The 21,538-nt window shown below is 72.6% G+C and carries 22 protein-coding genes; 14 read left to right on the top strand and 8 right to left on the bottom strand.

Annotated features, from left to right (window positions below):
• Positions 1 to 11: 11 nt before the first annotated feature.
• The 5 genes from B7K23_RS12500 to B7K23_RS12480 are packed head-to-tail and all read left to right on the top strand — an operon-like array spanning position 12 to position 3,266.
• The gene (locus tag B7K23_RS12500; protein ID WP_084126897.1) at positions 12 to 704 is read left to right on the top strand and encodes a sirohydrochlorin chelatase; all 693 of its coding nucleotides are present in this window, start codon (positions 12 to 14) and stop codon (positions 702 to 704) included.
• On the top strand, positions 697 to 1,404 hold the full coding sequence (locus tag B7K23_RS12495) for a HesA/MoeB/ThiF family protein (protein WP_159451411.1): 708 nt from the start codon (positions 697 to 699) through the stop codon (positions 1,402 to 1,404). Before B7K23_RS12500 ends, B7K23_RS12495 begins: the two co-directional genes overlap by 8 nt.
• Positions 1,391 to 2,563, top strand: a complete 1,173-nt coding sequence (glp, locus tag B7K23_RS12490; RefSeq protein WP_084126895.1) for a gephyrin-like molybdotransferase Glp — start codon at positions 1,391 to 1,393, stop codon at positions 2,561 to 2,563. Before B7K23_RS12495 ends, glp begins: the two co-directional genes overlap by 14 nt.
• Complete coding sequence (moaC, locus tag B7K23_RS12485) at positions 2,560 to 3,030, top strand: cyclic pyranopterin monophosphate synthase MoaC (RefSeq protein WP_084126894.1); 471 nt, start codon at positions 2,560 to 2,562, stop codon at positions 3,028 to 3,030. Before glp ends, moaC begins: the two co-directional genes overlap by 4 nt.
• Entirely contained in the window at positions 3,027 to 3,266 is a 240-nt protein-coding gene (locus B7K23_RS12480) for a MoaD/ThiS family protein (protein ID WP_084126974.1), read from the top strand. Before moaC ends, B7K23_RS12480 begins: the two co-directional genes overlap by 4 nt.
• Before the next feature lie 3 nt (positions 3,267 to 3,269).
• On the opposite strand, the gene B7K23_RS15850 is transcribed toward B7K23_RS12480, so the two are convergent.
• Positions 3,270 to 3,428 (bottom strand): hypothetical protein, encoded by a 159-nt coding sequence (locus B7K23_RS15850; RefSeq protein ID WP_200809833.1) that lies wholly within the window; start codon positions 3,426 to 3,428, stop codon positions 3,270 to 3,272.
• Positions 3,429 to 3,502: 74 nt separating this feature from the next.
• Between B7K23_RS15850 and B7K23_RS12475 the strand changes: the two genes are divergently transcribed.
• A complete protein-coding gene (locus B7K23_RS12475; RefSeq protein ID WP_304441567.1) occupies positions 3,503 to 4,825 on the top strand; it encodes an NAD(P)/FAD-dependent oxidoreductase in 1,323 nt (440 codons plus the stop codon).
• 250 nt (positions 4,826 to 5,075) lie between these two features.
• On the opposite strand, the gene moaA is transcribed toward B7K23_RS12475, so the two are convergent.
• From moaA to B7K23_RS12440, 7 genes are all read right to left on the bottom strand, one after another.
• Positions 5,076 to 6,101 carry a GTP 3',8-cyclase MoaA gene (gene moaA / locus B7K23_RS12470; protein ID WP_234996523.1) on the bottom strand — a complete coding sequence of 342 codons (1,026 nt, stop codon included), beginning with the start codon at positions 6,099 to 6,101 and terminating at the stop codon, positions 5,076 to 5,078.
• Positions 6,098 to 6,520 (bottom strand): molybdenum cofactor biosynthesis protein MoaE, encoded by a 423-nt coding sequence (locus tag B7K23_RS12465; protein WP_084126891.1) that lies wholly within the window; start codon positions 6,518 to 6,520, stop codon positions 6,098 to 6,100. Before B7K23_RS12465 ends, moaA begins: the two co-directional genes overlap by 4 nt.
• Positions 6,517 to 7,011, bottom strand: coding sequence for a molybdenum cofactor biosynthesis protein B (locus B7K23_RS12460; protein WP_084126890.1), 495 nt, complete (start codon positions 7,009 to 7,011; stop codon positions 6,517 to 6,519). Before B7K23_RS12460 ends, B7K23_RS12465 begins: the two co-directional genes overlap by 4 nt.
• Before the next feature lie 74 nt (positions 7,012 to 7,085).
• Positions 7,086 to 8,108 (bottom strand): ABC transporter ATP-binding protein, encoded by a 1,023-nt coding sequence (locus B7K23_RS12455; protein ID WP_084126889.1) that lies wholly within the window; start codon positions 8,106 to 8,108, stop codon positions 7,086 to 7,088.
• Between the two features lie 52 nt (positions 8,109 to 8,160).
• Positions 8,161 to 8,937: an ABC transporter permease gene (locus B7K23_RS12450; RefSeq protein WP_084126888.1), complete on the bottom strand. Its 777-nt coding sequence runs from the start codon at positions 8,935 to 8,937 to the stop codon at positions 8,161 to 8,163.
• Positions 8,934 to 9,692, bottom strand: coding sequence for a molybdate ABC transporter substrate-binding protein (gene modA / locus B7K23_RS12445; RefSeq protein ID WP_084126887.1), 759 nt, complete (start codon positions 9,690 to 9,692; stop codon positions 8,934 to 8,936). The genes B7K23_RS12450 and modA overlap by 4 nt, the downstream gene beginning before the upstream one ends.
• 71 nt (positions 9,693 to 9,763) lie before the next feature.
• Positions 9,764 to 10,282 carry a PH domain-containing protein gene (locus tag B7K23_RS12440; protein ID WP_084126886.1) on the bottom strand — a complete coding sequence of 173 codons (519 nt, stop codon included), beginning with the start codon at positions 10,280 to 10,282 and terminating at the stop codon, positions 9,764 to 9,766.
• Between the two features lie 126 nt (positions 10,283 to 10,408).
• On the opposite strand from B7K23_RS12440, the gene B7K23_RS12435 reads away from it, so the two are divergent.
• From B7K23_RS12435 to B7K23_RS12400, 8 genes are all read left to right on the top strand, one after another.
• Positions 10,409 to 12,010: a circularly permuted type 2 ATP-grasp protein gene (locus tag B7K23_RS12435; protein ID WP_084126885.1), complete on the top strand. Its 1,602-nt coding sequence runs from the start codon at positions 10,409 to 10,411 to the stop codon at positions 12,008 to 12,010.
• Positions 12,010 to 12,933, top strand: a complete 924-nt coding sequence (locus tag B7K23_RS12430; protein ID WP_084126973.1) for an alpha-E domain-containing protein — start codon at positions 12,010 to 12,012, stop codon at positions 12,931 to 12,933. The genes B7K23_RS12435 and B7K23_RS12430 overlap by 1 nt, the downstream gene beginning before the upstream one ends.
• Positions 12,930 to 13,766: a transglutaminase family protein gene (locus tag B7K23_RS12425; protein WP_084126884.1), complete on the top strand. Its 837-nt coding sequence runs from the start codon at positions 12,930 to 12,932 to the stop codon at positions 13,764 to 13,766. Before B7K23_RS12430 ends, B7K23_RS12425 begins: the two co-directional genes overlap by 4 nt.
• Positions 13,767 to 13,838: 72 nt before the next feature.
• The gene (gene leuS, locus B7K23_RS12420) at positions 13,839 to 16,325 is read left to right on the top strand and encodes a leucine--tRNA ligase (protein ID WP_084126883.1); all 2,487 of its coding nucleotides are present in this window, start codon (positions 13,839 to 13,841) and stop codon (positions 16,323 to 16,325) included.
• A gap of 134 nt (positions 16,326 to 16,459) precedes the next feature.
• Entirely contained in the window at positions 16,460 to 17,380 is a 921-nt protein-coding gene (locus B7K23_RS12415; protein WP_159451410.1) for a DegV family protein, read from the top strand.
• A 60-nt stretch (positions 17,381 to 17,440) separates the two neighbouring features.
• Positions 17,441 to 18,334: a DegV family protein gene (locus tag B7K23_RS12410; protein ID WP_159451409.1), complete on the top strand. Its 894-nt coding sequence runs from the start codon at positions 17,441 to 17,443 to the stop codon at positions 18,332 to 18,334.
• Between the two features lie 98 nt (positions 18,335 to 18,432).
• The gene (locus tag B7K23_RS12405; RefSeq protein WP_084126880.1) at positions 18,433 to 19,200 is read left to right on the top strand and encodes a ComEA family DNA-binding protein; all 768 of its coding nucleotides are present in this window, start codon (positions 18,433 to 18,435) and stop codon (positions 19,198 to 19,200) included.
• On the top strand, positions 19,197 to 21,536 hold the full coding sequence (locus B7K23_RS12400; RefSeq protein ID WP_084126879.1) for a ComEC/Rec2 family competence protein: 2,340 nt from the start codon (positions 19,197 to 19,199) through the stop codon (positions 21,534 to 21,536). Before B7K23_RS12405 ends, B7K23_RS12400 begins: the two co-directional genes overlap by 4 nt.
• Positions 21,537 to 21,538: the final 2 nt, after the last annotated feature.

Genomic DNA, 21,538 nt, shown 5'->3' with positions numbered 1-21,538 from the left:
GAGGTCCACGGATGACGTCTCCGATCCTCATCGGATGCGCGCACGGTACGCGCAGCGAGGAGGGCCGCGCGGTCGTGCGCGGTCTGCTCGACGAGGTGAGGGAGGCGCTTCCCGATGTCGATGTGCGGGAGGCCTACGTCGACGTCCACGGCCCCGAGCTCGAGAAGGTGATCGCGGAGATCCCCGAGGGCGAGGGCGTGACCGCGGTGGTGGTCCCGCTGCTGCTCGCGTCGGGCTATCACGTGCATCACGACATCGCCAATGCCGTCGCGCCGCGCCCCGACATCGTGTCCGCCCGCGCGCTCGGCCCCGACGCGAAGCTCGTGAAGCTGCTCCGGCAGCGCCTGGCCGAGGCCGGGGCCGCTCCCGAGTCGACCGTCGTGCTCGCGCCCGCGGGTTCGTCCGACGAGCGCGCGCAGGCGGACACGTCCAAGGCCGCCGAGATGCTTCGCACCGCGTGGGGCGGTCCCGTGCGCGTCGGCTTCGCGTCCGACATCCACCCGACGGTGACCGATGCGGTGACCAAGGCGCGCGAGTTCGGCGAGGAGGATGGCGTGACGATCGCGTCGTACCTGCTCGCGCCCGGCGTGTTCCAGGAGCGGCTGTCGGGCGCCGGCGCCGACCGCGTCACCGCGCCTCTCGCGCCGCATCCGCTGCTGGTGAGCATCGTCCTCGACCGCTACCGTGAGGCGTGTGGTGTCTGATCCCTTCGTACGGCAGCGCATCGTCCCTGGATTCGGTGAGGAAGGCCAGGAGCGGCTGGCTTCCGCCCGCGTGGCGATCGTCGGTGTCGGGGGACTGGGCTGCCCGGCCGCGCAGTACCTCGCGGCGTCAGGGGTGGGCGGCCTCACGCTGATCGACGCCGACTCCGTGCAGACCTCGAACCTGCCGCGCCAGATCCTCTTCGGCCCCACCGACGTCGGCTCGCCCAAGGTGGACGCCGCCGCGACCGCCCTTGCCGCATCGTCCCCGTGGTGCCGGGTCGAGACCCGGGCCATTCGCCTGGGACCGGACGATGCTGGCGTGCTCAAGGGTCACGACGTCGTCATCGACGCGACGGACACGTGGGTATCGCGCCGCGACGTCTTCTCGGTCACCCGTTCCCTCGGCGTCCCGCTCGTGTGGGGAGCGGTCCAGGGCTGGCACGGTCAGGTCACCGTCTTCGGCGATCGCGTCGGACTCGACGACGTCTTCCCCGACCGCGGGCTCGACCCGCTCGACGGGTGCGAGGGCCAGGGCGTGATCGGCCCCGTCTGCGGGCTCGTCGGCACCGCGATGGCCACGCAGACCCTGCTCGCCCTCCTCGGCGAGCAGACCATGGAGGGTCGGCTCAGCATCGTCGACGGCCGCGCCGGAGGCTGGCGCGACGTACCCGTGCGCTCACGCGCGGGTGTCCGTGCGTAGCGTCGACGACCACGTCGCCCAGGCCATGGCGCTCGTGGAGCCGCTGGGGGTCGAGCGCGTGCCGCTCGCCTCGGCGCTCGGCCGGTCGCTCGCCGAGCCCATCGCCGCCCTGTACGACGCGCCTCCGTTCCGCACGACATCGATGGACGGGTACGCCGTCGCCTCCGGCTCCGGAGGCGCGGGCGCGTGGGACGTCAGCGCGGACGGCCCCGCGGGCATCGCGCCGCCGCCCCTCGCACCGGGAACCGTGGCCCGCGTGATGACGGGTGCCCCGATGCCCGACGGCGCCGACGCGGTCGTGCCCGTCGAGGACACGGACCGAGGCGTCGACCGGGTCGAGATCAGACGCTGGCCCTCCGCGGGCGCGTTCGTGAGGCAGGCAGGAGAGGATCTGCGTACGGGCGACGTGGTCCTCGACGCGCCCCGGCGGCTGCGCGCGGTGGACCTGTCCGCGGCCGCGACGGCGGGTGCCCCGGACGTGAGCGTCGTGCGTCGTCCCCGCATCGGGGTCGTCGTCACCGGGGACGAGATCCGGCCGCCAGGATCCGTGCTGGAACCAGGGGAGATCTTCGACGCGAGCTCGACGACCCTGCCTGCGCTGATCGAGGAGTGGGGCGGGGTGTGCGCGGGAGTGCGCGTCGTCGGGGACTCCGAGGCGGACCTGGTCGCGGCGCTCGACTCGCTCGACGCGGATCTGCTGATCACCGCCGGCGGCGTGAGCGCGGGCGCGTACGACGTCGTGAAGACGGCGCTCGCTCCCGAGGGAGTGTGGTTTGGCCCGGTCGCGATGCAGCCGGGCAAGCCTCAGGGGCTGGGGATGTGGAGGGGCGTGCCGATCGTGTGCGCTCCCGGCAATCCGGTGTCCGTCGTCGTGACGTTCCTGGTGGTCGTGAGGCCGATGCTGCGGGAGATGCTGCGGCTCCCGGATTCCGGGATGCGCGCCGCGGTGGTCGGAGAGGGGTGGCGGTGCCCTCCCGGCCGCGCGCAGGCGATGCCGGTGCGCTTCGAGGGGGGACTCGCCTTCCCGGCGACGACCGGCGGCTCGGCATCCCATCTGATCGGGTCGCTCTCGAGGGCCGAGGCCTTCGCCATGGTCGACGCGGACACCGAGGAGGTCCGGGCCGGCGATACCGTGGGCATCATGAGGCTCTCCCCATGACCGACTTCACGCACCTGGATGAGGCCGGCCACGCGCGCATGGTCGACGTCACCGCGAAGCAGCCGACGGTGCGGTCCGCGACCGCGCGCGCGTCCGTCGCGTGCTCACCCGAGGTCGTCGAGGCGCTCCGCTCCGGCTCGGTGCCCAAGGGGGACGTGCTCGCGCTAGCCCGGGTGGCCGGGATCGCCGCGGCCAAGAGGACCCCCGAGCTGCTGCCTCTCGCGCACGTGATCGGTGTGCACGGATGCGTGGTGGACGTCGCGGTCGAGGACGACGGGGTGGCCATCGAGGCGACCGTCTCGACCGCCGACCGCACGGGCGTCGAGATGGAGGCGCTCACTGCGGCCTCGGTCGCGGCGCTCAACGTGATCGACATGGTGAAGGGCCTTGATCGCTCGACCGCGATCCGGTCCGTCGAGCTGATCCGCAAGTCCGGCGGGCGCTCGGGCGAGTGGGTGCGTCCGTGAGCCACGTGGTGCGGCTGTTCGCGGGCGCCGCGGAGGCCGCGGGCGTCGCCGAGACCTCGGCATCCGCGACCACCGAGGACGCGCTGCGATCCGAGCTCGCGCTGCGCTTCGGCGAGGGCTTCGGGCCGGTGCTCGCGAAGTGCTCGCTCATGGCCGACGGGACGCTGCTCGAGCCCGGCGAGGCGATCCCCGACGGCGCGACCGTGGACGTCCTTCCGCCCTTCGCGGGGGGATAGCGGTCAGTTGCGATCCTCGTCGAGGAGCGGCGCCGGCGCGCCGACGCGCTTGTGGGCATCGACGATCCCATCGCGCACGGCCATCCGGATGACCCGGTACAGCACGTACAGAATGACCCCGATGACCAGAACGTAGGCCAGAATCCCCTCAAGAAAGCCCATGCCGGGAATGCTGGCACTCGCTGACAGGCGGTGTCAACGGTAGGGCCGAGGCGGCGAGAAGGATGGAGAAGCAGGTGCGACGGTACGACACCGTGGTCGTGGGCGCAGGCGTGGCGGGACTCACCGCAGCGCGGCTGCTGTCCCGCGCGGGGCGCGAGGTGGTGGTGCTCGAGGCGCGCGACCGCGTGGGCGGACGCGTGTGGACCTCGCGTGAGGACGGTTCCGTCACGGATCTCGGCGCCTCGTGGATCCACGGGATCGACGGCAGCCCGGTCTTCGATGCGGCGCGAGCGTTCGGAATGCGCGTGCACGAGTTCACCGTCGGCGGGTATCAGGTCGACAGCCGGCCGATCGCGTACTTCGGGCCCGACGGCGCGCGCCTGTCCGACGAGGCCGCCGCGTCCTTCGCCTCCGACGTGCACGCCGTCGATACCGCTCTGGTGTCCGTGATCGCCGGCTCCGCGCCCGATGCCTCGTACCGCGACGTCACCGACGCGGCGCTCGCCTCGTTCGGGTGGGACGACGCACGTGCGGCTCCTGTGCGCGAGCACCTCGAGCATCGCAGCGAGGAGCAGTACGGCGCGTTGATAGGGGACCTCGCGGCGCACGGGCTCGACGACGACGAGATCGAGGGCGACGAGGTCGTGTTCCCTGAAGGCTACGACGTTCTGCCCACTCGGCTGGCTGCGGGCCTGGACGTGCGGCTCGGCGAGGTCGTCTCAGGCGTCTCGTGGGGCTCGGACGGCGTGCGGGTCACCTCGACGGGAGGGGGCTTCGAGGCGCACGATGCGGTGGTCACGGTCCCCGTCGGCGTACTTCACGCCGGCGACCTGGCGTTCGATCCGCCCCTTCCTCCCGCGGTGGCGGGGCCGCTTTCGCGGCTCGAGATGAACGCGTTCGAGAAGGTCTTCCTGCGGTTCGAGGAGCGCTTCTGGGAGGAGGGCGTGTACGCGATCCGGCAGCTCGGGCCCGAGGGTGTCTGGTGGCACTCCTGGTACGACCTCACGGCCCTCCACGGAGTCCCCACCCTGCTCACGTTTGCCGCAGGACCAGCCGCGCGGGCGACCGCCAACTGGACCGACGAGGAGGTGGCCGAGTCGGTGATGGCCCAGCTGCGTCGTCTGTATGGCGAAGCGATCCCCTCGCCGAACCGCGTGGACCGCACCGCGTGGCATGCCGACCCGTTCGCGCGCGGCGCCTACGCGTACATGACGCGCGGCTCGACGACCGCGGACCACGACGCGCTCGCGACGCCCGTCGGGGGCGTGCTGCACCTCGCGGGCGAGGCGACGTGGACCGACGACCCGGCGACCGTGCCGGCCGCGATGCTGTCGGGGCACCGCGCGGCGTGCCGGGTCGCGCGTGCGGATCTGCCGATCGAGGGGCTCTGGGAGTAGGGAGCCCGCGCGGGCCCGATGTGGGGGCCGAAGTGACTGGGGATCGCTGCGGATCCGTAGTGTTCGCCGCAATTCGGTGCGGTGGCAAGGCGATTCTCAGTCACTTCGGGTCGACGGGACTCACACACCTCGGCAAGCCGGCCTGAGTCACGCCGCAGCGACACTCATATACCTGTCAGACGCAGCGAGCTCCTCAGACTGACACAGGCCGACCCGAACGAAGGGGGGTGGGGCGGGGAGCCAGAGACGGCTACCCGCCGATCGCGCTCATCGGGCGGGTCGGCTGCAGGAAGCTCGGGTCGTCGATGTCGTGGCCCGCCTTCTTGCCCAGCAGACAGCGGCGGATCGCCGCGTCGATCTCCGCGTCCGAGCCGCCCGAGCGCAGCACTGCCCGCAGGTCGGTCTCCTCGCGCGCGAACAGGCACGCGCGTACCTGGCCGTCCGCGGTCAGCCGCAGGCGATCGCAGTCGCCGCAGAACGGCCGGGTCACGGACGCGATCACGCCGACCGAGGCGGGCCCGTCGTCGAGCAGCCACGTCTGCGCCGGCGCCGCGCCGCGCCCGTCGAGCTCGGTGAGCGTCCACTCGGCGCGCAGCACGGCGAGAATCTCGTCCGCCGTGACCATCTCCTCGCGCCGCCACGTGTGGCCCGCGTCGAGCGGCATCTGCTCGATGAAGCGCAGGTGCAGTCCGCGCTCAGCCGCGAAGCGCGCGAGGTCCACGATCTCGTCGTCGTTCACTCCTCGCATCGCGACCGTGTTGATCTTCACCGGTGCGAGCCCCGCGGCGAGCGCCGCCGCGATCCCGTCGAGGGTGTCGTCGAGGCGATCGCGCCTGGTCAGTGACAGGAACCGGTCCGCGCGCAGCGTGTCGAGCGAGATGTTCACGCGCTCGAGCCCGGCCTCGCGCAGCGGCACGGCGAGCTCGGGGAGCCTCAGCGCATTGGTCGTGAGCGACAGCTCTGGGGCGCCCGCGGGGCCGGACAGTGCGGACAGCCGCGCGACGACGTCCACGACGTCGGGCCTCAGCAGCGGCTCGCCTCCGGTGAGCCGGATCGAGTCCACTCCGGCCTCGACCGCGACGCGCGCGACGCGCACGAGCTCGTCCGTCGTCAGCAGCGTGTCCTTCGCGAGCCACGGCACGCCGTCCGCGGGCATGCAGTACGTGCAGCGCAGCGAGCAGCGGTCGGTCAGCGAGATGCGCAGGTCGCGGTGGGTGCGCCCGAAGGTGTCCGCGAGGGGAGCGCCACTCGCAGGCGAGGGACGGTCGCCGCTCACAGGCCGACCCACGTGTGCGAGCCGTCGGCGAGGATCTCGCGCTTCCAGATCGGCAGCTCGGCCTTGACCCGCTCGACGAGGTCGCGGCACGCGTCGAAGGCCTCCGCGCGGTGCGCGGACGCGGCCACGGCGACGATCGCGGCGTCTCCGACGGCGAGCAGTCCGACCCGATGCGTCACGGCGAGGGCCGTCTCCGGGTGGTCCAGGGCCACGCCCTCGGCGATGCGGGACAGGGACGATGCGGCGTCCGGGTGCGCGGAGTAGTCCAGGTGGGTGACCTCGCCGGTCACCGACGGGTCGTGGTCGCGCACGGTCCCCATGAAGGTCGCGATCGCTCCGTGGGCGGGATCCGAGACGGCGGCGACGTGCGCCGCGAGGTCCAGGGGATCGTCGGACAGCTCGGCGAGGCGCACGCTCATGACGCGCTCCGCTCGTGGTCCGCACCCCGCAGCTGCGCGAGCGCGTGCGGGAGCACGCGCGACAGCACCTCGGCGCCCGTGCGCGCCGCGCCCGTGGAGCCGGGGAGGTTGACGACGATGACCCTCTGCGCGGTCAGGCCCGCGAGGCCTCGCGAGAGAGAGGCCCCTGGCACGTGGGCGTCGGCGGCGCGGATCGCCTCGGGGATCCCTGGCAGGAGCGTCGTCAGCAGCGTTGCGGTCGCCTCGGGGGTCAGGTCGCGCGGGCCGATGCCGGTGCCGCCGGTCGTGACGACGGCGTCGGAAGAGCCGGCGGCCCGGGAGATCTCGTCGCGCACGGCGTCGATCCCGTCGGGCACGACGGAGGAGACGACGGTCGCTCCCAGCGCGGCGAAGGCCTCCGCGAGGATCGGTCCCGAGCGGTCCTCGGCCTCGCCCGAGGCGCACCGGTCGGAGACGGTGACGACGGCGATGCGGGCACCTTCCAGGGACATGCGAGCCAGTCTAGGCAGAGCCAGGTTGCGGTCTCGTTGCGCTGAGCGCCGGGTGTCGGGCCAGCCGCCGCCGGTCAGTCGCTGGCGTATGCGAGCGGCGGCTCGGGCAGCCGGAACGCGAGGCGCGTGCCGGGCGCGAGCGTCGCCGCCTCCTGCGGGTCGAGGTCCGCGGCGAGGCGGGCGCCCCGCACCCGTACCCCGTCGCCGTGCGGCTCGAGGGCGCGCACCGCGTCGGCGAGGCCGTCGTCGGCGTCGGCCGAGGCGAGGACGACGTCCCTTGGTCGGGGCGCGATCGCCGCGGTGGCTCCCTCTCGGGGCGGCTCGTCGGGATGAGGCGTCGCGGCCATCACGGTGCCGTCGGGCAGCTCGAGCGAGCCCTCGCGCCACGTGCCGAGGACGAGCGAGCGCCCCGCCATGCGCGCGGCGAAGGCGGTGCGCGGCCGCGTGAGGACCCGCGCGGTCTCGCCGTGCTCGACGACCATGCCCTCGTCGAGCACCGCCACATGGTCGGCGAGCGCGTGCGCGTCGAGCACCTCGTGCGTCGCGAGCACCGCGGTGCGGCCCTCGAGCACCTCGGCGACGAGCGCGCGCATCGCGGTCGCGGCCTCGAGGTCGAGGGCGGCGAACGGCTCGTCGAGCAGCAGCAGGTCCGGCTCCGCGGCGAGCGCGCGGGCGAGGGCGACGCGGCGCGCCTGGCCGCCCGAGAGCGCATCCACCCGCCGGGGTGCGAGCTCGAGCGAGTCGACCCGTGCAAGCCACGCATCGGCGACCTCGCGCGACTCGGCCCTGGACGCACCCTTGGCGCGCGGGCCGAAGGCCACGTTGTCGCGCACGGTGAGCGAGGGCAGGAGGGCTGAGTCTTGCGTCACGATCGTCACGCCGCGACGATGCGGGGGCGTCGCCGTCCGGCCGTCCAGCAGCGCGCGCGCACCCAGCTCGATCAGGCCCTCCGCGGCCACGATCCCGGCGAGCGCCTCGAGGATCGTGGACTTGCCTGCGCCGTTGGGACCGAGCAGGGCGAGGGTGGCGCCCGAAGGCACCTCGAGAGAGGCCTCGACGCCACGTGCGGGTGCGCGCAGCGCCGCCTTGAGCATCATCGGCCCGCCCCGCACACGACAGAGGTGCCCGCGCGAGCGTCGCGCGGCCCGCTCACGACGCCACCGGCCTGACGCGCCGGAACGTGGCGGCGACGATCCCGACCGCGACCACGACCAGCACGACCCCGAGCGCGACGGCGGCCTCGGGATCGCTCTCACGCGCCAGGTAGATCTGCAGCGGGGCCGTGCGGGTGACGCCCTCAAGGCTGCCCGCGAACGTGAGCGTCGCCCCGAACTCGCCGAGCGCCCGCGCGAAGGCGAGCACGACTCCCGTGCCGAGCGCGGGCAGGAGAGCGGGCAGCGTCACGCGACGGAAGACGAGCCACGGCGACGCGCCGAGCGTCGCGGCGATCGCCTCGTGCCTGCCCGAGCGTGCGGACAGCGCAGTCTCGACCGCGAGCACCATGAACGGCAGCGCGACGAACGTCTGGGCGATCACGACCGCGCTCGTCGTGAACGCGATCTGCATCCCGAACGCCTCGAGAGTCCCGCCGAGCAGGCCGCGCCGCCCGAATGCGTACACGAGGGCGAGGCCGCCGACCACGGGCGGCAGCACGAGCGGCGCGAGGACCACGGCGCGCGCGAGTGAGGCGCCGCGGAAGCGCGCCCGATGCAGGGCCGCGCCGAGCGGGACACCGAGCACGAGGCACATTGCGGCGGCCACGACCGCGGTCCGCAGCGACAGCCCCAGCGCGGCGAGCGCCGCCTCCGAGGTCACGAGCGGCCAGAACGAGCCCCACTCCACCCGTGACGCGAGCGCGAGCAGCGGCACCGCGACGAGCAGGGCGCCGAGCGCGGCCAGGGGCAGCAGGCGGCGGGGCAGGGTCACGGGATGCCGAAGCCCGCGTCGGCCAGCGTGGCCTCGGCCGCGTCCGACAGCACCGCGGCGACGAAGGCGTCGGCGGTGACGTCCTGCGCCCCGCCCGACCCGGGCAGGGCTGCGATGGGGTAGAGGTTGATCCCCGCCTCGGCCTGGGCGAGCGCGATCGCCTCGACGCCCTCGGCCCGGCCGATGTCGGTCACGTAGACGATGCCGGCGTCGGCCTCGCCCGAGGCGACCTTGCCGAGCACGTCGGTGACGTTCGCCTCCTCCGACACCGGCGCGAGGTCCACGCCCGCGGCCTCGGCGACGCGCGCGGTCGCGGCGCCGCACGGCACCTGCGGGGCGCAGATGACTAGCCTCGTCGAGGCGTCGGTGAGGTCCGAGACCTCGGCGATCCCTGCGGGGTTGCCCTCGGGCACCACGATCGTGAGGACGTTGGTCGCGAACACGTGCGGCTCGATGTCGAGCTCGTCGGCGACGAGCCTCATGGTCGCCTCGTTCGCCGTCGCGATGACGTCGGCCGGCGCGCCCTCGAGCACCTGCTGCGCGAGCGTCGACGAGCCCGCGAAGGACAGCTGCACGTCGATGTGCGGATGGGACGCCTCGAAGTCCTGGGCGATCTCGGTGAGGACATCGGTCAGGGACGATGCGGCGAGGACCGTGAGCGTCTGGTCCCGGTTCTCGTCATCCGGCGCGGCGCACGCGGTCAGCCCGAGGGCCATGAGACCCACGATCGCGACGGCGCTCACGCGTGCATGCATGCCCTCGATGCTAGGGCCGCTCAGGGCTCGGTCGGTACGTCGCGGGTCGGCGCCGGGGCGCTCGGGACGGCTCAGCGCTCGTCGTCCTCGTCCTCGATGACGTCGTTGACCTGGTGGTACAGCGTCGCGTGGACCTTCTCGACGTTCGGGATGTCGTCGAACTCGAGCGGGTCGTCGGACGCGGACTCGATGATCAGCGTGCCCGTCTTGAACATCTGGTCGATGAACCCGTGGCGGAACTGCACCGAGTTGACGCGCGCGAGCGGGATGTCGATGCCGCTCTTGGTGAACACTCCCGTGCGGTAGATGACGCGGCGGTCGGTGATGACGAAGTGCGTCGTCGCCCACCGGATGTACGGCGAGACGACCCACACCGCGAGCACGACGAGGAACACCACCGCGACTGCGATGCCGAGCCACAGCGAGGCCGTCGGGCTCAGGTCGAGCGTCGTCTGCCACCACGAGTAGGTGCCGGCCGCCGCGACGGCGAGCACGAGGACGATCGCGGGCAGCACGAGCGCCTTCCAGTGGGTGTGCGCCTCGACGACGATCTCCTCGTCGGGGGCAAGCAGGTCCTTGGGGTACGCCATGGCCCGAGCGTATCGGTGACGTGCACGACGGGGGAAGTGGCGCATCGTCCCCGTCCCTCGTGGTCGTCTCGGCGTGGCGACATATCTGACACGCCTGGGAAACACGCCATGACTAGGGTGGGGACCATGAGCGACGACAGGTCGACCCCGTGGTCCGGGTACTCCCCGGCCCAGGCCTGGGACGAGGCGATGGATGTGCACGGCGACGTGCGCGAGCCCTACCAGCGCGTGTACTCCGAGATCGACCGGATGTCCGGCGACGATCTCTACTCGAAGGCCGAGGCGCTCGCGTCGAGCTATCTCGCGCAGGGAGTGACGTTCGACCACGCGGGTGAGGAGCGGCCGTTCCCGCTCGACATCGTGCCGCGCGTGGTCGGAGCGGACGAGTGGGACGTGATCGCCCCCGGCATCGCCCAGCGCGTGAGGACCCTCGAGGCGTTCCTCGCGGACGTCTACGGCTCGCAGCACTGCGTGACCGACGGCGTCGTGCCGCGCAGGCTGATCGCCTCGAGCCAGTACTTCTATCGCGCGGTCCACGGCGTCGACCCCGCCAACGGCGTGCGCGTGCACGTCTCCGGCATCGACCTGGTGCGCGACCAGCACAGCATCTGGCGCGTGCTCGAGGACAACGTGCGCGTGCCGTCCGGCGTGAGCTACGTGCTGTCGAACCGCCGCGCGATGAGCCAGATGTATCCCGACATGTTCGGTGCGATGGGCGTGCGCCCCGTGCTCGAGTACTCGCAGCGGCTGCGCTCCGCGCTCGCGAAGGCCGCGCCCGAGGGCGTCGACGACCCGACGATCGTCGTGCTCACGCCCGGCGTGTTCAACTCCGCGTACTACGAGCACTCGCTGCTCGCGCGGACCATGGGCGTGCAGCTCGTCGAGGGCCGCGACCTCGAGACGCTCAACGGCCGCGTGTACATGCGCACGACCGCGGGACGCCGTCGCGTCGACGTCATCTACCGCCGCGTCGACGACGACTACCTGGACCCGGTCCAATTCCGGCCCGACAGCGCGCTCGGCGCCCCCGGCATCGTCCAGGCCGCGCGCCTGGGCAACGTCACGATCGCCAACGCGATCGGCAACGGCGTCGCGGACGACAAGCTCATCTACACGTACATGCCTGACCTCACCCGCTACTACCTGGGCGAGGAGCCGATCCTGCCCATCGTGGACACGTGGCGACTCGAGGAGAAGGAGGCGCGCGAGGAGGTCCTCGACCGGCTCAACGAGCTCGTGGTCAAGCCCGTCGACGGCTCGGGAGGCAAGGGTGTCGTGATCGGCACCAAGGCCTCCAAGGAGGAGCTCGAGGCGACGCGCAAGCAGATCCTCGAGGACCCGCGCGGATGGATCGCGCAGCCCGTGATCCAGTTGTCGACCGTGCCGACGCTCACGGAGACCGGCCTCGAGCCGCGCCACGTGGACCTGCGGCCCTTCGCGATCAACGACGGTGACGACGTGTGGGTGCTCCCCGGCGGACTGACCCGCGTCGCTCTCCAGAAGGGCCAGCTGATCGTGAACTCGTCGCAGGGCGGCGGCTCCAAGGACACCTGGGTACTCGGCGGCGTGCGCCACCGCGGGACGGTCGTCCCGCCGCCCGAGTCGAAGGTCGAGCTCGAGGGAGTCGCCTCGGTGCCGCAGGACGCGCACCCCGAGGACTGGGCCCACGGCCAGCAGCAACAGCAGCAGCAACAGCAGCGCGACGCAGGGGAGGTGAGCGGATCATGATGCTGTCCCGGATCGCCGAGTCGCTGTTCTGGATCGGCCGCTACGTCGAGAGGGCGGACAACACCGCTCGCCTGCTCGACGTTCACCTCAATGTGCTGCTCGAGGACCAGTGGGTCGATGAGCCGAGCGCCAACGCGTCGCTCCTCACCGTGATGAGCGTGCCGTGGGAGGGGCCGGTGAGCCGCGGCGACGTGCTCCACTCGCTCGCGTACCAGCAGGACTCGCCGAGCTCGATCTCGGGCACCCTGTCGGCGGCCCGCGAGAACGCGCGACGCGCCCGCGAGGTGATCTCGACCGAGGTGTGGGAGTCGCTCAACACGACGCACATGCAGGTGGACCGCTGGGCGCGCTCGCCCCGCCCGCACGACTACTTCGTGTGGGTGCGCGAGCGCGCGGCGGTCGTCTGGGGCCTCATGTCGGCCACGACGACGCGTGACGACGCCTGGTACTTCATGGAGCTCGGGCGGTCGCTCGAGCGCGCGGACATGATCGCGCGCCTCCTCATGACCAGGAACCTCGAGGGGACGACGGGTCCCAACTGGACGACCCTGCTGCGGTCGTGCTCGGCCCACGAGGCCTACCTGCGCACCGTGCGGGCGCTCGTCACCGAGGAGAAGGCCGCCGAGTTCCTCCTGGTCGACAGGCTGTTCCCGCGGTCGATCGCCTACAACCTCGAGCGCGCCGAGACGATCCTCCAGCAGATCGAGGGCAGCGAGCACGGGCGGGCGCTGTCGAACCGTGCGCGGCTGTCGCTCGGACGCGCACGCACCAACCTCGAGTACCGGGACGTGCGGGAGATCCTCACCGACCTGACCGGGCAGATGCAGGAGGTCCAGCGGGCCTGCGCCACCGCATCGAACCTGATCCGAGACCGCTACTTCCTCCCGGCGTCGACGACGCTGTGGAGCCAGGAGGCGCTGTGAGCACCCTTCGCATCGAGCACCGCACCCGGTTCACGTACGGTTCGGAGATCGTCAGCTCGTACAACGAGGCGCGGCTGACCCCCGCGTGGCTGCCGCGGCAGCGCGTGCTGGACTCCAAGGTCGAGATCGAGCCGTCGACGTGGCGCACCACGTACCGCGACTATTGGGAGACCGACGTCGTGGCCTTCGAGGTGCTGCAGCCGCACGCCGCCCTGACCGTGGTCGGCACGTCCATCGTGGAGGTCTCGCCGCTCAGGGCCCGTGAGGAGCGCGTGAGCTGGGGCGACATCCAGGGCCCGCGCTTCCAGGACCTGCTGTGCGAGTACCTGGGCAACACCCCCACGACGGAGCCGACCGAGGAGCTCGCGGCGTTCGCGGAGGACGCGGCGGGCCGCCTGAGCCCCGATCTCACGGCGCGCTCGATCTGCGACATGCTGCACGAGCGCATCGCCTACGTCCCCGGCGCCACCTCGGTGCACACCCCGGCCACCGACGCGTGGGAGAAGAAGTCGGGCGTCTGCCAGGACCTCGCGCACCTCGCGATCGGCGCGCTGCGGCACGTCGGCATCCCTGCGCGCTACGTCTCCGGCTACCTGCACCCCAAGCGCGACGCCGAGATCGGTGAGTCCGTGGCAGGCGAGTCGCATGCGTGGGTCGAGTGGTGGACCGGCGACTGGCACGGCTTCGACCCGACCAACGACCGCGAGGTCTCCGACCACCACGTGATCGTCGGCCGCGGGCGCGAGTACCGCGACGTGCCGCCGCTCACGGGCGTCGTGGCGGGGGAGACCACCGGTCTCGACGTGCGCGTGACGGTGACGCAGACGGCCTGAGGCGCGTCTGGCCCCGGTGGCGTCCGTTCCCGCCCGGGTCCCCACTACACTCGTGGGGTGAGTTCTGAGCAGATGACCGACGAGAACCGCTACGACTTCCGCGCGCTCGAGGAGCGCTGGCAGCCGGTGTGGGAGGAGCGCCAGCCCTTCCGCTCGGGCGGAGAGGACGACGGGCGCCCCACCAAGTACGTGCTCGACATGTTCCCGTACCCCTCGGGCGACCTCCACATGGGTCACGCCGAGGCGTACGCGCTCGGCGACGTGATCTCGCGCCACTGGATCCAGAAGGGCTTCAACGTCCTCCACCCGATCGGCTGGGACTCGTTCGGCCTGCCCGCGGAGAACGCCGCGATCAAGCGCGGCATCGACCCGTACGGCTGGACCGAGGACAACATCGCGCAGCAGAAGGCGTCGATGAAGCGCTACGCGTGCTCGTTCGACTGGGACCGCGTGCTGATGACGCACCGTCCCGACTACTACCGCTGGAACCAGTGGCTGTTCACGCGCCTGTTCGAGCGCGGCCTGGCCTACCGCAAGCCGAGCCAGGTCAACTGGTGCCCCCACGACCAGACGGTGCTCGCGAACGAGCAGGTCGTCGGTGGCCTGTGCGAGCGCTGCGACACCCCGGTCACCAAGAAGAAGCTCACGCAGTGGTACTTCAAGGTCACGGACTACGCGGACGAGCTGCTCGACGGTCTCGAGGACCTGCGAGGCACCTGGCCGTCCAAGGTCATCGCGATGCAGCGCAACTGGATCGGCCGCTCCTATGGCGCGGACGTGACGTTCCAGATCGAGGGCCGCGACGAGCCGATCGACATCTACACGACGCGCCCCGACACCCTGTACGGCGCGACCTTCATGGTCGTCGCGGCGGACTCCGACCTGGCCGCCGAACTGGCCAACGGAGCCGACGGCGAGGTGCGCGAGGAGTTCGACCGCTACCTCGAGTCGGTCAAGAACGCCTCGGAGATCGACCGCCTGTCCACCGAGCGCCCCAAGACCGGCGTGTTCCTCAAGCGCTACGGCATCAACCCGGTCAACGGCGAGCGCCTGCCGATCTGGGCATCCGACTACGTCCTGGCCGACTACGGTCACGGCGCGATCATGGCCGTTCCCGCGCACGACCAGCGCGACCTCGACTTCGCTCGCGCGATGGACCTCCCGGTCCGCGTGGTCGTCGACGTGCTCGACGAGGACGGCAGCTCGCTGCCCGACCCGAACGAGTCCGGCATCGCGACCGTGGGCGAGGGCGTGTGCGTGAACTCCGGCTCGCTCGACGGCCTGAGCAAGTCGGAGGCCATCGACAAGGTCATCGAGGAGCTCTCCGCGGACGACGCCGGCGCCAAGTCGGTCAACTACCGCCTGCGCGACTGGCTGATCTCGCGCCAGCGCTACTGGGGCACGCCCATCCCGATCGTCCACTGCGACACCTGCGGCGAGGTCCCCGTCCCGGACGACCAGCTGCCGATCACGCTTCCGCCGGCCGAGGGGCTGGACCTCAAGCCCAAGGGGCAGTCGCCCCTGGCCGCCGTGCCGGACTGGGTCAACACGACCTGCCCGCGGTGCGACGCGCCCGCGAAGCGAGACACCGACACGATGGACACGTTCGTCGACTCGTCCTGGTACTACCTGCGCTACCTCTCGCCGCAGAACACCGACGCCCCGTTCGACCTGGTCGAGGCGAAGAAGTGGGCCCCGATCGACCAGTACGTCGGCGGCGTCACCCACGCGATCCTGCACCTGCTGTACTCGCGCTTCTTCACGAAGGCGCTGCGCGACATGGGCATGGTCGACTTCGACGAGCCCTTCACCGCGCTGCTCAACCAGGGCATGGTCCAGATGGACGGCTCCGCGATGTCGAAGTCGCGCGGCAACCTCGTGCGCCTGTCGGATCAGCTCGACGAGTTCGGCGTGGACGCCGTGCGGCTCACGATGGCGTTCGCAGGCCCGCCCGAGGACGACATCGACTGGGCGGATGTCTCGCCCGCCGGCTCCGCGAAGTTCCTCGCCCGCGCCTGGCGCCTGGCCCGCGACGTCACGTCCGAGCCCGGCGTCGACCCCGCGACCGGTGACCAGGAGCTGCGCGCCCACACCCACCGCGTGCTCAAGGAGTCGCAGGAGCTCGTCGAGGGCTTCCGCTTCAACGTGGTCGTCGCGAAGGTCATGGAGCTCGTCAACGTCACCCGCAAGGCGATCGACTCGGGCGCCGGCCCGGCCGACCCCGCCGTGCGCGAGGCCGCCGAGGTCGTCTCGATCCTGCTGAGCCTGTTCGCGCCGTACGCGGCCGAGGACATGTGGGCGATGCTGGGCCACGAGGACGTCGCGCTCGCGACCTACCCGGCCGTCGACGAGTCCCTGCTCGTCGAGGAGACCGTCACCTGCATCGTCCAGGTGAAGGGCAAGGTCCGCGACCGCCTCGAGGTGCCCCCGAGCATCGGCGAGGACGAGCTCAAGGAGCTCGCGCTCGCGTCGGACGGCGCGAAGCGCGCGATCGGCGACGGCGGCATCCGCACCGTCATCGTGCGCGCGCCGAAGCTCGTCAACATCGTCACGCTCTGAGCCGTCGGCAGTTCGGGCGGGCCGCCACGGGCGGTTCGCCCCCCGCGCCGTCGTGAGCGGCCTCACGACGCCTCACACCTGCGTCCGCGCAGTCGATGACGCCTTCAACACAGGCATCGACTGAAGGAGACGCTATGGCTAGGGACGTGGTCGCCGTGATCACGGACTCCGCGTGCGGCATCGCGCCGCGGGCCGCGGCGTCCTTCGGCGTGCTCATCGTGCCCGTGAGCATCGAGGCCGCGGGCAGTGCGCATCGCGACGGACCGGTGCGCGCGCACGCGGCCGCGACGATGCTCGACACGGCGGGGGCGCTCAGCACCTCGGCGCCGACCGTCTCCGAGTTCGCCGACGTCTTCCGCCAGTGCGCGGGATCGGGCGCGGACAGGATCGTGGCCGTGCTCGGCGGCTCGGCGATGTCCGACGCCGTGGCCCATGCCACCGCCGCGGCCTCCGATTCGCCGAGGCCCGTGACCGTGGTCGACACCGGCACGGTCGCGATCGGCCAGGCCCTCGCCGCGCTCGCCGCGGGCTCGGTCGCCATGGCCGGCTCGGGCGCGCTCACGATCGCGAGCGTGGCCCAGGAGGTCGCGCACCGGACCCAGCTGTACGCCACGGTGCAGACGCTCGAGCACTTCCGACGCTCGGGGCGCGCGCACCTGGTCGAGGAGTCGCTCGGCGGGCTCGACCCCATGCGGCCGATCCTGCGCGTGAACCGCAACGCAGCGGCCGTCGTGGCCCAGGGCAGGGGAGAGGGCGGCGCCCGCCAGAGCGTGCGCGAGCTCGCGAATCGCGAGGCCAGGACGATGCGGCGCCCGGTCGGCGCGGTCGGGTTCGGCGGGAACGCGCTCGACCCGGACGAGATCGAGCTCGACGTCGAGGGGCCCGTCCTCGCGATGCCGGCGCCGATGTCCCTCGTGGCGAACTCCGGGCCGGGACTGTTCATGGCCGCGGCGGCCGAGATGCCTGAGGCGTTCCACCAGCTGTACGACCGGATGGCTGCTCGCGGGGAGGCCCCCGCCAGCGCGCTCGCATGGACCGGGGCCGACGCGCCCTGACCCGCGACGTGCGCCCTTGGCATGCCTCGGCGCACCGCTGGGGTCGCTAGCCTGGGCGCTATGACGACGAGGGTGGCGGTGGTGACCGATTCGGCGGCCTCGCTGCCGGACGCGCTCGCGGCCACGCCGGGACTCACGGTCGTGCCGCTCACCGTCGTGGTCGACGGGACGGTCCACTCGGAGGGCGTGGGTCTTGCCCCGCAGGACGTCTCCGAGGCGCTCGACCGGGGCGAGCACGTCTCAACCGCGCACCCCGGACCCGATGCCTACTCCCGTGCGATCGACGCGGCGGTGGTCGCCGGTGCCGACGCGGTCCTCGTGGTGACCCTGTCGCGCCAGCTCTCCGGGGCGTTCGACGCCGCGCGCGTGGCGGCCGGGCGCGCGTCGGTGCCCGTCGACGTCGTCGACTCGGGCACCGTGACGATGGCTCAGGGACTCGCGGCGCTCGCGGCGCGGGAGGCGGCCTCCGGCGGGGCCTCGCTCGCGGACTGCGCCGCCGAGGCGCGACGCGTCGCCGAGGGATCGCGCTGCCTGTTCACCGTCGACTCGCTCGAGCCCCTGCGCAGGGGAGGCAGGCTCTCCGGCGCGGCGGCCGCGCTCGGCTCCGCGCTCGCCATCCGCCCGCTGCTCACGGTGCGCGACGGGGAGATCGTCGTGGACTCGCGAGAGCGCACGACACGGCGCGCGCGGGCCGCGGTCGCTTCGCGCGCGGCTGGCCTGCTTTCCAGGGACGATGCGCCCGCCCCCGGCCACGTGCGAGTCGCCTCGGTCGTGGGTCTCCAGGACGATGCGGTTTCCGGGGTGCGGGACCAGATCCTCGGCCTCGTGCCCGAGGCCGTGGTGGTCCCCGGCCCCGTGTCGTCGGTGCTGGCTGCGCACGCGGGTGCGGGCGCCGTGGCGGCGTGCGTCGCGGAGGTCCCGGAGGCGCTCGCGGCGAGGTTGCGCTCGCTCTGACGCGGGCGCATCGTCCCCAGGCCTCGCCCTCGCCGCCGTCCTCCCCAGAATGAGGGCGGCCCTCTCTCCCATGATGGCGCGAATCCTACTGTCGCGTCATGGAGCACAGCACGGAGCCGGTGATCCGGCCCGACGAGGAGGACGTGAGGGCGCGATGGCGCGACTCGCTCGCACATGCAGCTGAGGCCGCCTACCGGCGCGCCAACGCCGACGAGCTGCCGACCGAGGCGAGGCGTCTGCGCTGGCGGCTCGATCCCCGGTCCGCGCTGTCGCTCGTCTTCGTGATCGGAGTCGGGGCCCTGGTCGCGTGGGCGTTGATCGCGGGCGGGGAGGACGAGTCCTTGAGCGACTTCGAGGAGTCGACGGTCGCGAGCGCCTCGGCGTCGGCCTCCGCCGAGGGGATGGACTCGTCGGTCGTCACGCCCGCGTCCGCGGCCCCGCTCGTGGTCCACGTCGCGGGCGAGGTCGCGCAGCCGGGGATCGTCGAGCTGGAGTCGGGGCAGCGGGTCGCGGACGCGATCGAGGCCGCGGGCGGCGTGCTCGACGATGCCGACCTGTCCGCGGTGAACCTCGCGCGTGTGCCGATGGACGGCGAGCAGATCGTCGTGCCTGCGCTCGGTCCTGACGGCGGCTCGTCGTCGGGGTCGTCCGGATCCTCCGGCTCCTCGGGGAGCCAGAAGGTGAGCCTGTCCACGGCGGACGCGTCCGCGCTCGAGGGCCTTCCTGGCATCGGGCCCGTCCTGGCTGAGCGGATCGTCGCGGACCGCGAGGAGAACGGGCCCTTCTCCTCGGTCGAGGACCTTGCGCGGGTGTCGGGGATCGGGGACGTGGTGGTCTCGCGGCTCGCGGACCTTGCCGTGCCGTGACGGCGAGGCACGACCTGCGGCTCGTGCCCGCCGCGCTCGTCGCGTGGGCGTGCGCGATGGCGGCGGCCGCGGGCCAGCCCCGGATCGCGTGGGCGGTGCTTGCCGGTGGGGCGGTGATCCTCGTGGGGTTAGCGATGCGAGGCGGGGACGGTGTGGCGCTGCTGGCGGTGCCGGTCGCGGTGGGCGCGGCCGTGCTGCTGGTCGGTGGCGCGGGCCTGGCCCGCGAGGCTCCGCTCGCGGCGGCCGTCGGCGACGGCGAGGTGCTGCTGACCGCGGTCGCGGCGTCGGACCCCGAGCCCACGAATCCGGACTCGTTCACAGGCGAGGCGCGCGTGCGCCTCGACCTGGACGCGGTGGCCGTCGCGACTCCCGACGCCTCCGGCCAGGCGGGCAGCGCGGGCGCGGTGAGGACGTCGGGTCGCGTCGTCGTGATCGCCGATCAGAGGTGGTCCGACCTCAGGGTCGGGGACACGGTGACGGTCGTCGCCCGCCTCAAGGAGACCGGCGTCGGCCGTGCGGTCGCGATCGCCTGGGACCCCGAGCTGGTCGAGGTGCGTCACCCGGTGGGGGTCGCGGCGCTCGTCGCACACGCCCGCCAGTCCTTCCGCGAGGCGACCGCCTCCCTCGACGACGAGGTGCGGGGCCTCGTGCGCGGGATGGTGATCGGGGACACCGCGGACATGGACGCCGCGCAGACGGCCGACATGCGCACCGTCGGGCTGACGCATCTCACCGCAGTGTCCGGCACTCACTTCGCGATCGTCGCGGGCCTCCTCGGCGTGCTCGTCAGGGCGTTGCCGGTCGGCAGACGGACCCGGTGGGTGGCGCTCCTGGTCGGGATGGGGTGCTTCGCGCTGCTGGTGCTTCCTCAACCGTCGGTCGTGCGCGCTCTCGGGATGGCGTGCGTCGGCGCGGCCGCCAGGATGTGGGGGCGGCCCGCGCAGGCGATGCCCGCGCTCGCGACGAGCGTCATCGCGCTCATGGCGTGGGACCCCTACCTGGCCCTCGAGTACGGCATGGCGCTGTCCGTGAGCGCCGTGACCGGCATCGTCCTCCTCGCGCCCGCGCTGCGCCGCGCGCTCGTCCCGTCGCTCGGAGGGCTCGTCGCGGGAGCGCTCAGCATCCCCGTCGCGGCGCAGCTCGCGTGCACACCGGTGCTCGTCCTGCTCGACCCGACGGTGTCGGCGTGGACCGCCGTGGCGAACACCGCCGCGGTGCCCTTCGTCGCACCCGTCGTGGCCCTCGGGGCGCTCGACGTCGTCGCCGCCTCGCTGTCGATGCCCGGAGCCGGAGCGCTCGCTCAGGTGTTGGGCCGGCTCGCACTGCCGATCGCAAGGATCGCTAGCCTGCTCGCCAGCGCGCCTGGGGCGAGCCTGCCGTGGCCCGAGGGGGCTGCCGGAGTGGCGTGCGCCGTTGCTCTGCTCGCGGGCGTGGCGCTTGCGGTCGCATCGGTCCCGGTCCCGGTGCGCTGGATCGGGGGGATCTCTGCCGCGGTCGTGCTGGTGCTGAGCGTCCGCGGCGCGCACGAGTCGCTGTCGACCGAGGTTCCCGACTCGTGGCGGATCGCCACATGCGACGTCGGCCAGGGGGACATGACCGTCGTGAGATCGGGGACCGAAGCGGCGGTCGTGATCGACACGGGCCCGGGTGGCGGAGCGGCGGAGTGCCTCGACGCGCTCGGCGTGACGCGGGTGCCGATGCTGGTGCTCACGCATCCGCACTCGGATCACGACGGCGCGATCGCCGAGATCGCTGACCGTGCCCGGATCGAGGAGGTCTGGTGGTCGTCCGCGGCATTGGGCGACGCAGGAGCGCGGGCCGGTGCCGATCTCGCGGCGCTCGGACTCGTCGCGACCGTCCCCGACGAAGGGACGACGGCCAGCGTGGGCCAGGCGACGCTGCGGGTGCTGGCCACGGACGGCACGGCGGGGCATCCGCCCGCGCAGGCGGACGACGGCAGCGCGGTCAACGACCAGAGCCTCGCGCTCCTCGTCGAGTCCGGAGGGCTCTCGATCGTCGTGCTCGGGGACCTCGAGGCCGAGGCGCAGGCCGCGCTCGCGGATGCCATCGAGCCACTCGAGGTCGACGCGGTGAAGGTCGCACACCACGGCTCCGCAAGCCAGGACGAGGCGCTCGCCGACGATCTGCGCGCGTCGGTGGCGCTGTTCTCCGCGGGAGAGGGGAACACCTATGGCCACCCGGCGTCCAGCGCCCTCGCGCTGTACGAGGCGACGGGCGCGGTGACGATGCGCACCGACGAATGCGGCACGATCGTGCTGTCACCCGACGACGGCCTTACCGTGGCGTCGAGGTGTCCGACCGTCATGGCAGGCTAGGC

The organism is Demequina sp. NBRC 110054 (genome assembly GCF_002090115.1).
Taxonomy (GTDB): domain Bacteria; phylum Actinomycetota; class Actinomycetes; order Actinomycetales; family Demequinaceae; genus Demequina.
Note: the sequence above shows the minus strand (reverse complement) of the source record. Positions and strands in the feature narration are given on the sequence as shown.

Bases quoted from the DNA above. Each gene is read 5' to 3' on its own strand.
- B7K23_RS12500 (WP_084126897.1), top strand. From the start codon at position 12: ATGACGTCTCCGATCCTCATCGGATGCGCGCACGGTACGCGCAGCGAG.
- moaC (WP_084126894.1), top strand. From the start codon at position 2,560: ATGACCGACTTCACGCACCTGGATGAGGCCGGCCACGCGCGCATGGTC.
- B7K23_RS15850 (WP_200809833.1), bottom strand. From the start codon at position 3,428: ATGGGCTTTCTTGAGGGGATTCTGGCCTACGTTCTGGTCATCGGGGTC.
- B7K23_RS12465 (WP_084126891.1), bottom strand. From the start codon at position 6,520: ATGAGCGTGCGCCTCGCCGAGCTGTCCGACGATCCCCTGGACCTCGCG.
- B7K23_RS12460 (WP_084126890.1), bottom strand. From the start codon at position 7,011: ATGTCCCTGGAAGGTGCCCGCATCGCCGTCGTCACCGTCTCCGACCGG.
- B7K23_RS12455 (WP_084126889.1), bottom strand. From the start codon at position 8,108: ATGATGCTCAAGGCGGCGCTGCGCGCACCCGCACGTGGCGTCGAGGCC.
- modA (WP_084126887.1), bottom strand. From the start codon at position 9,692: ATGCATGCACGCGTGAGCGCCGTCGCGATCGTGGGTCTCATGGCCCTC.
- B7K23_RS12440 (WP_084126886.1), bottom strand. From the start codon at position 10,282: ATGGCGTACCCCAAGGACCTGCTTGCCCCCGACGAGGAGATCGTCGTC.
- B7K23_RS12435 (WP_084126885.1), top strand. From the start codon at position 10,409: ATGAGCGACGACAGGTCGACCCCGTGGTCCGGGTACTCCCCGGCCCAG.
- B7K23_RS12430 (WP_084126973.1), top strand. From the start codon at position 12,010: ATGCTGTCCCGGATCGCCGAGTCGCTGTTCTGGATCGGCCGCTACGTC.
- leuS (WP_084126883.1), top strand. From the start codon at position 13,839: ATGACCGACGAGAACCGCTACGACTTCCGCGCGCTCGAGGAGCGCTGG.
- B7K23_RS12415 (WP_159451410.1), top strand. From the start codon at position 16,460: ATGGCTAGGGACGTGGTCGCCGTGATCACGGACTCCGCGTGCGGCATC.
- B7K23_RS12410 (WP_159451409.1), top strand. From the start codon at position 17,441: ATGACGACGAGGGTGGCGGTGGTGACCGATTCGGCGGCCTCGCTGCCG.
- B7K23_RS12405 (WP_084126880.1), top strand. From the start codon at position 18,433: ATGGAGCACAGCACGGAGCCGGTGATCCGGCCCGACGAGGAGGACGTG.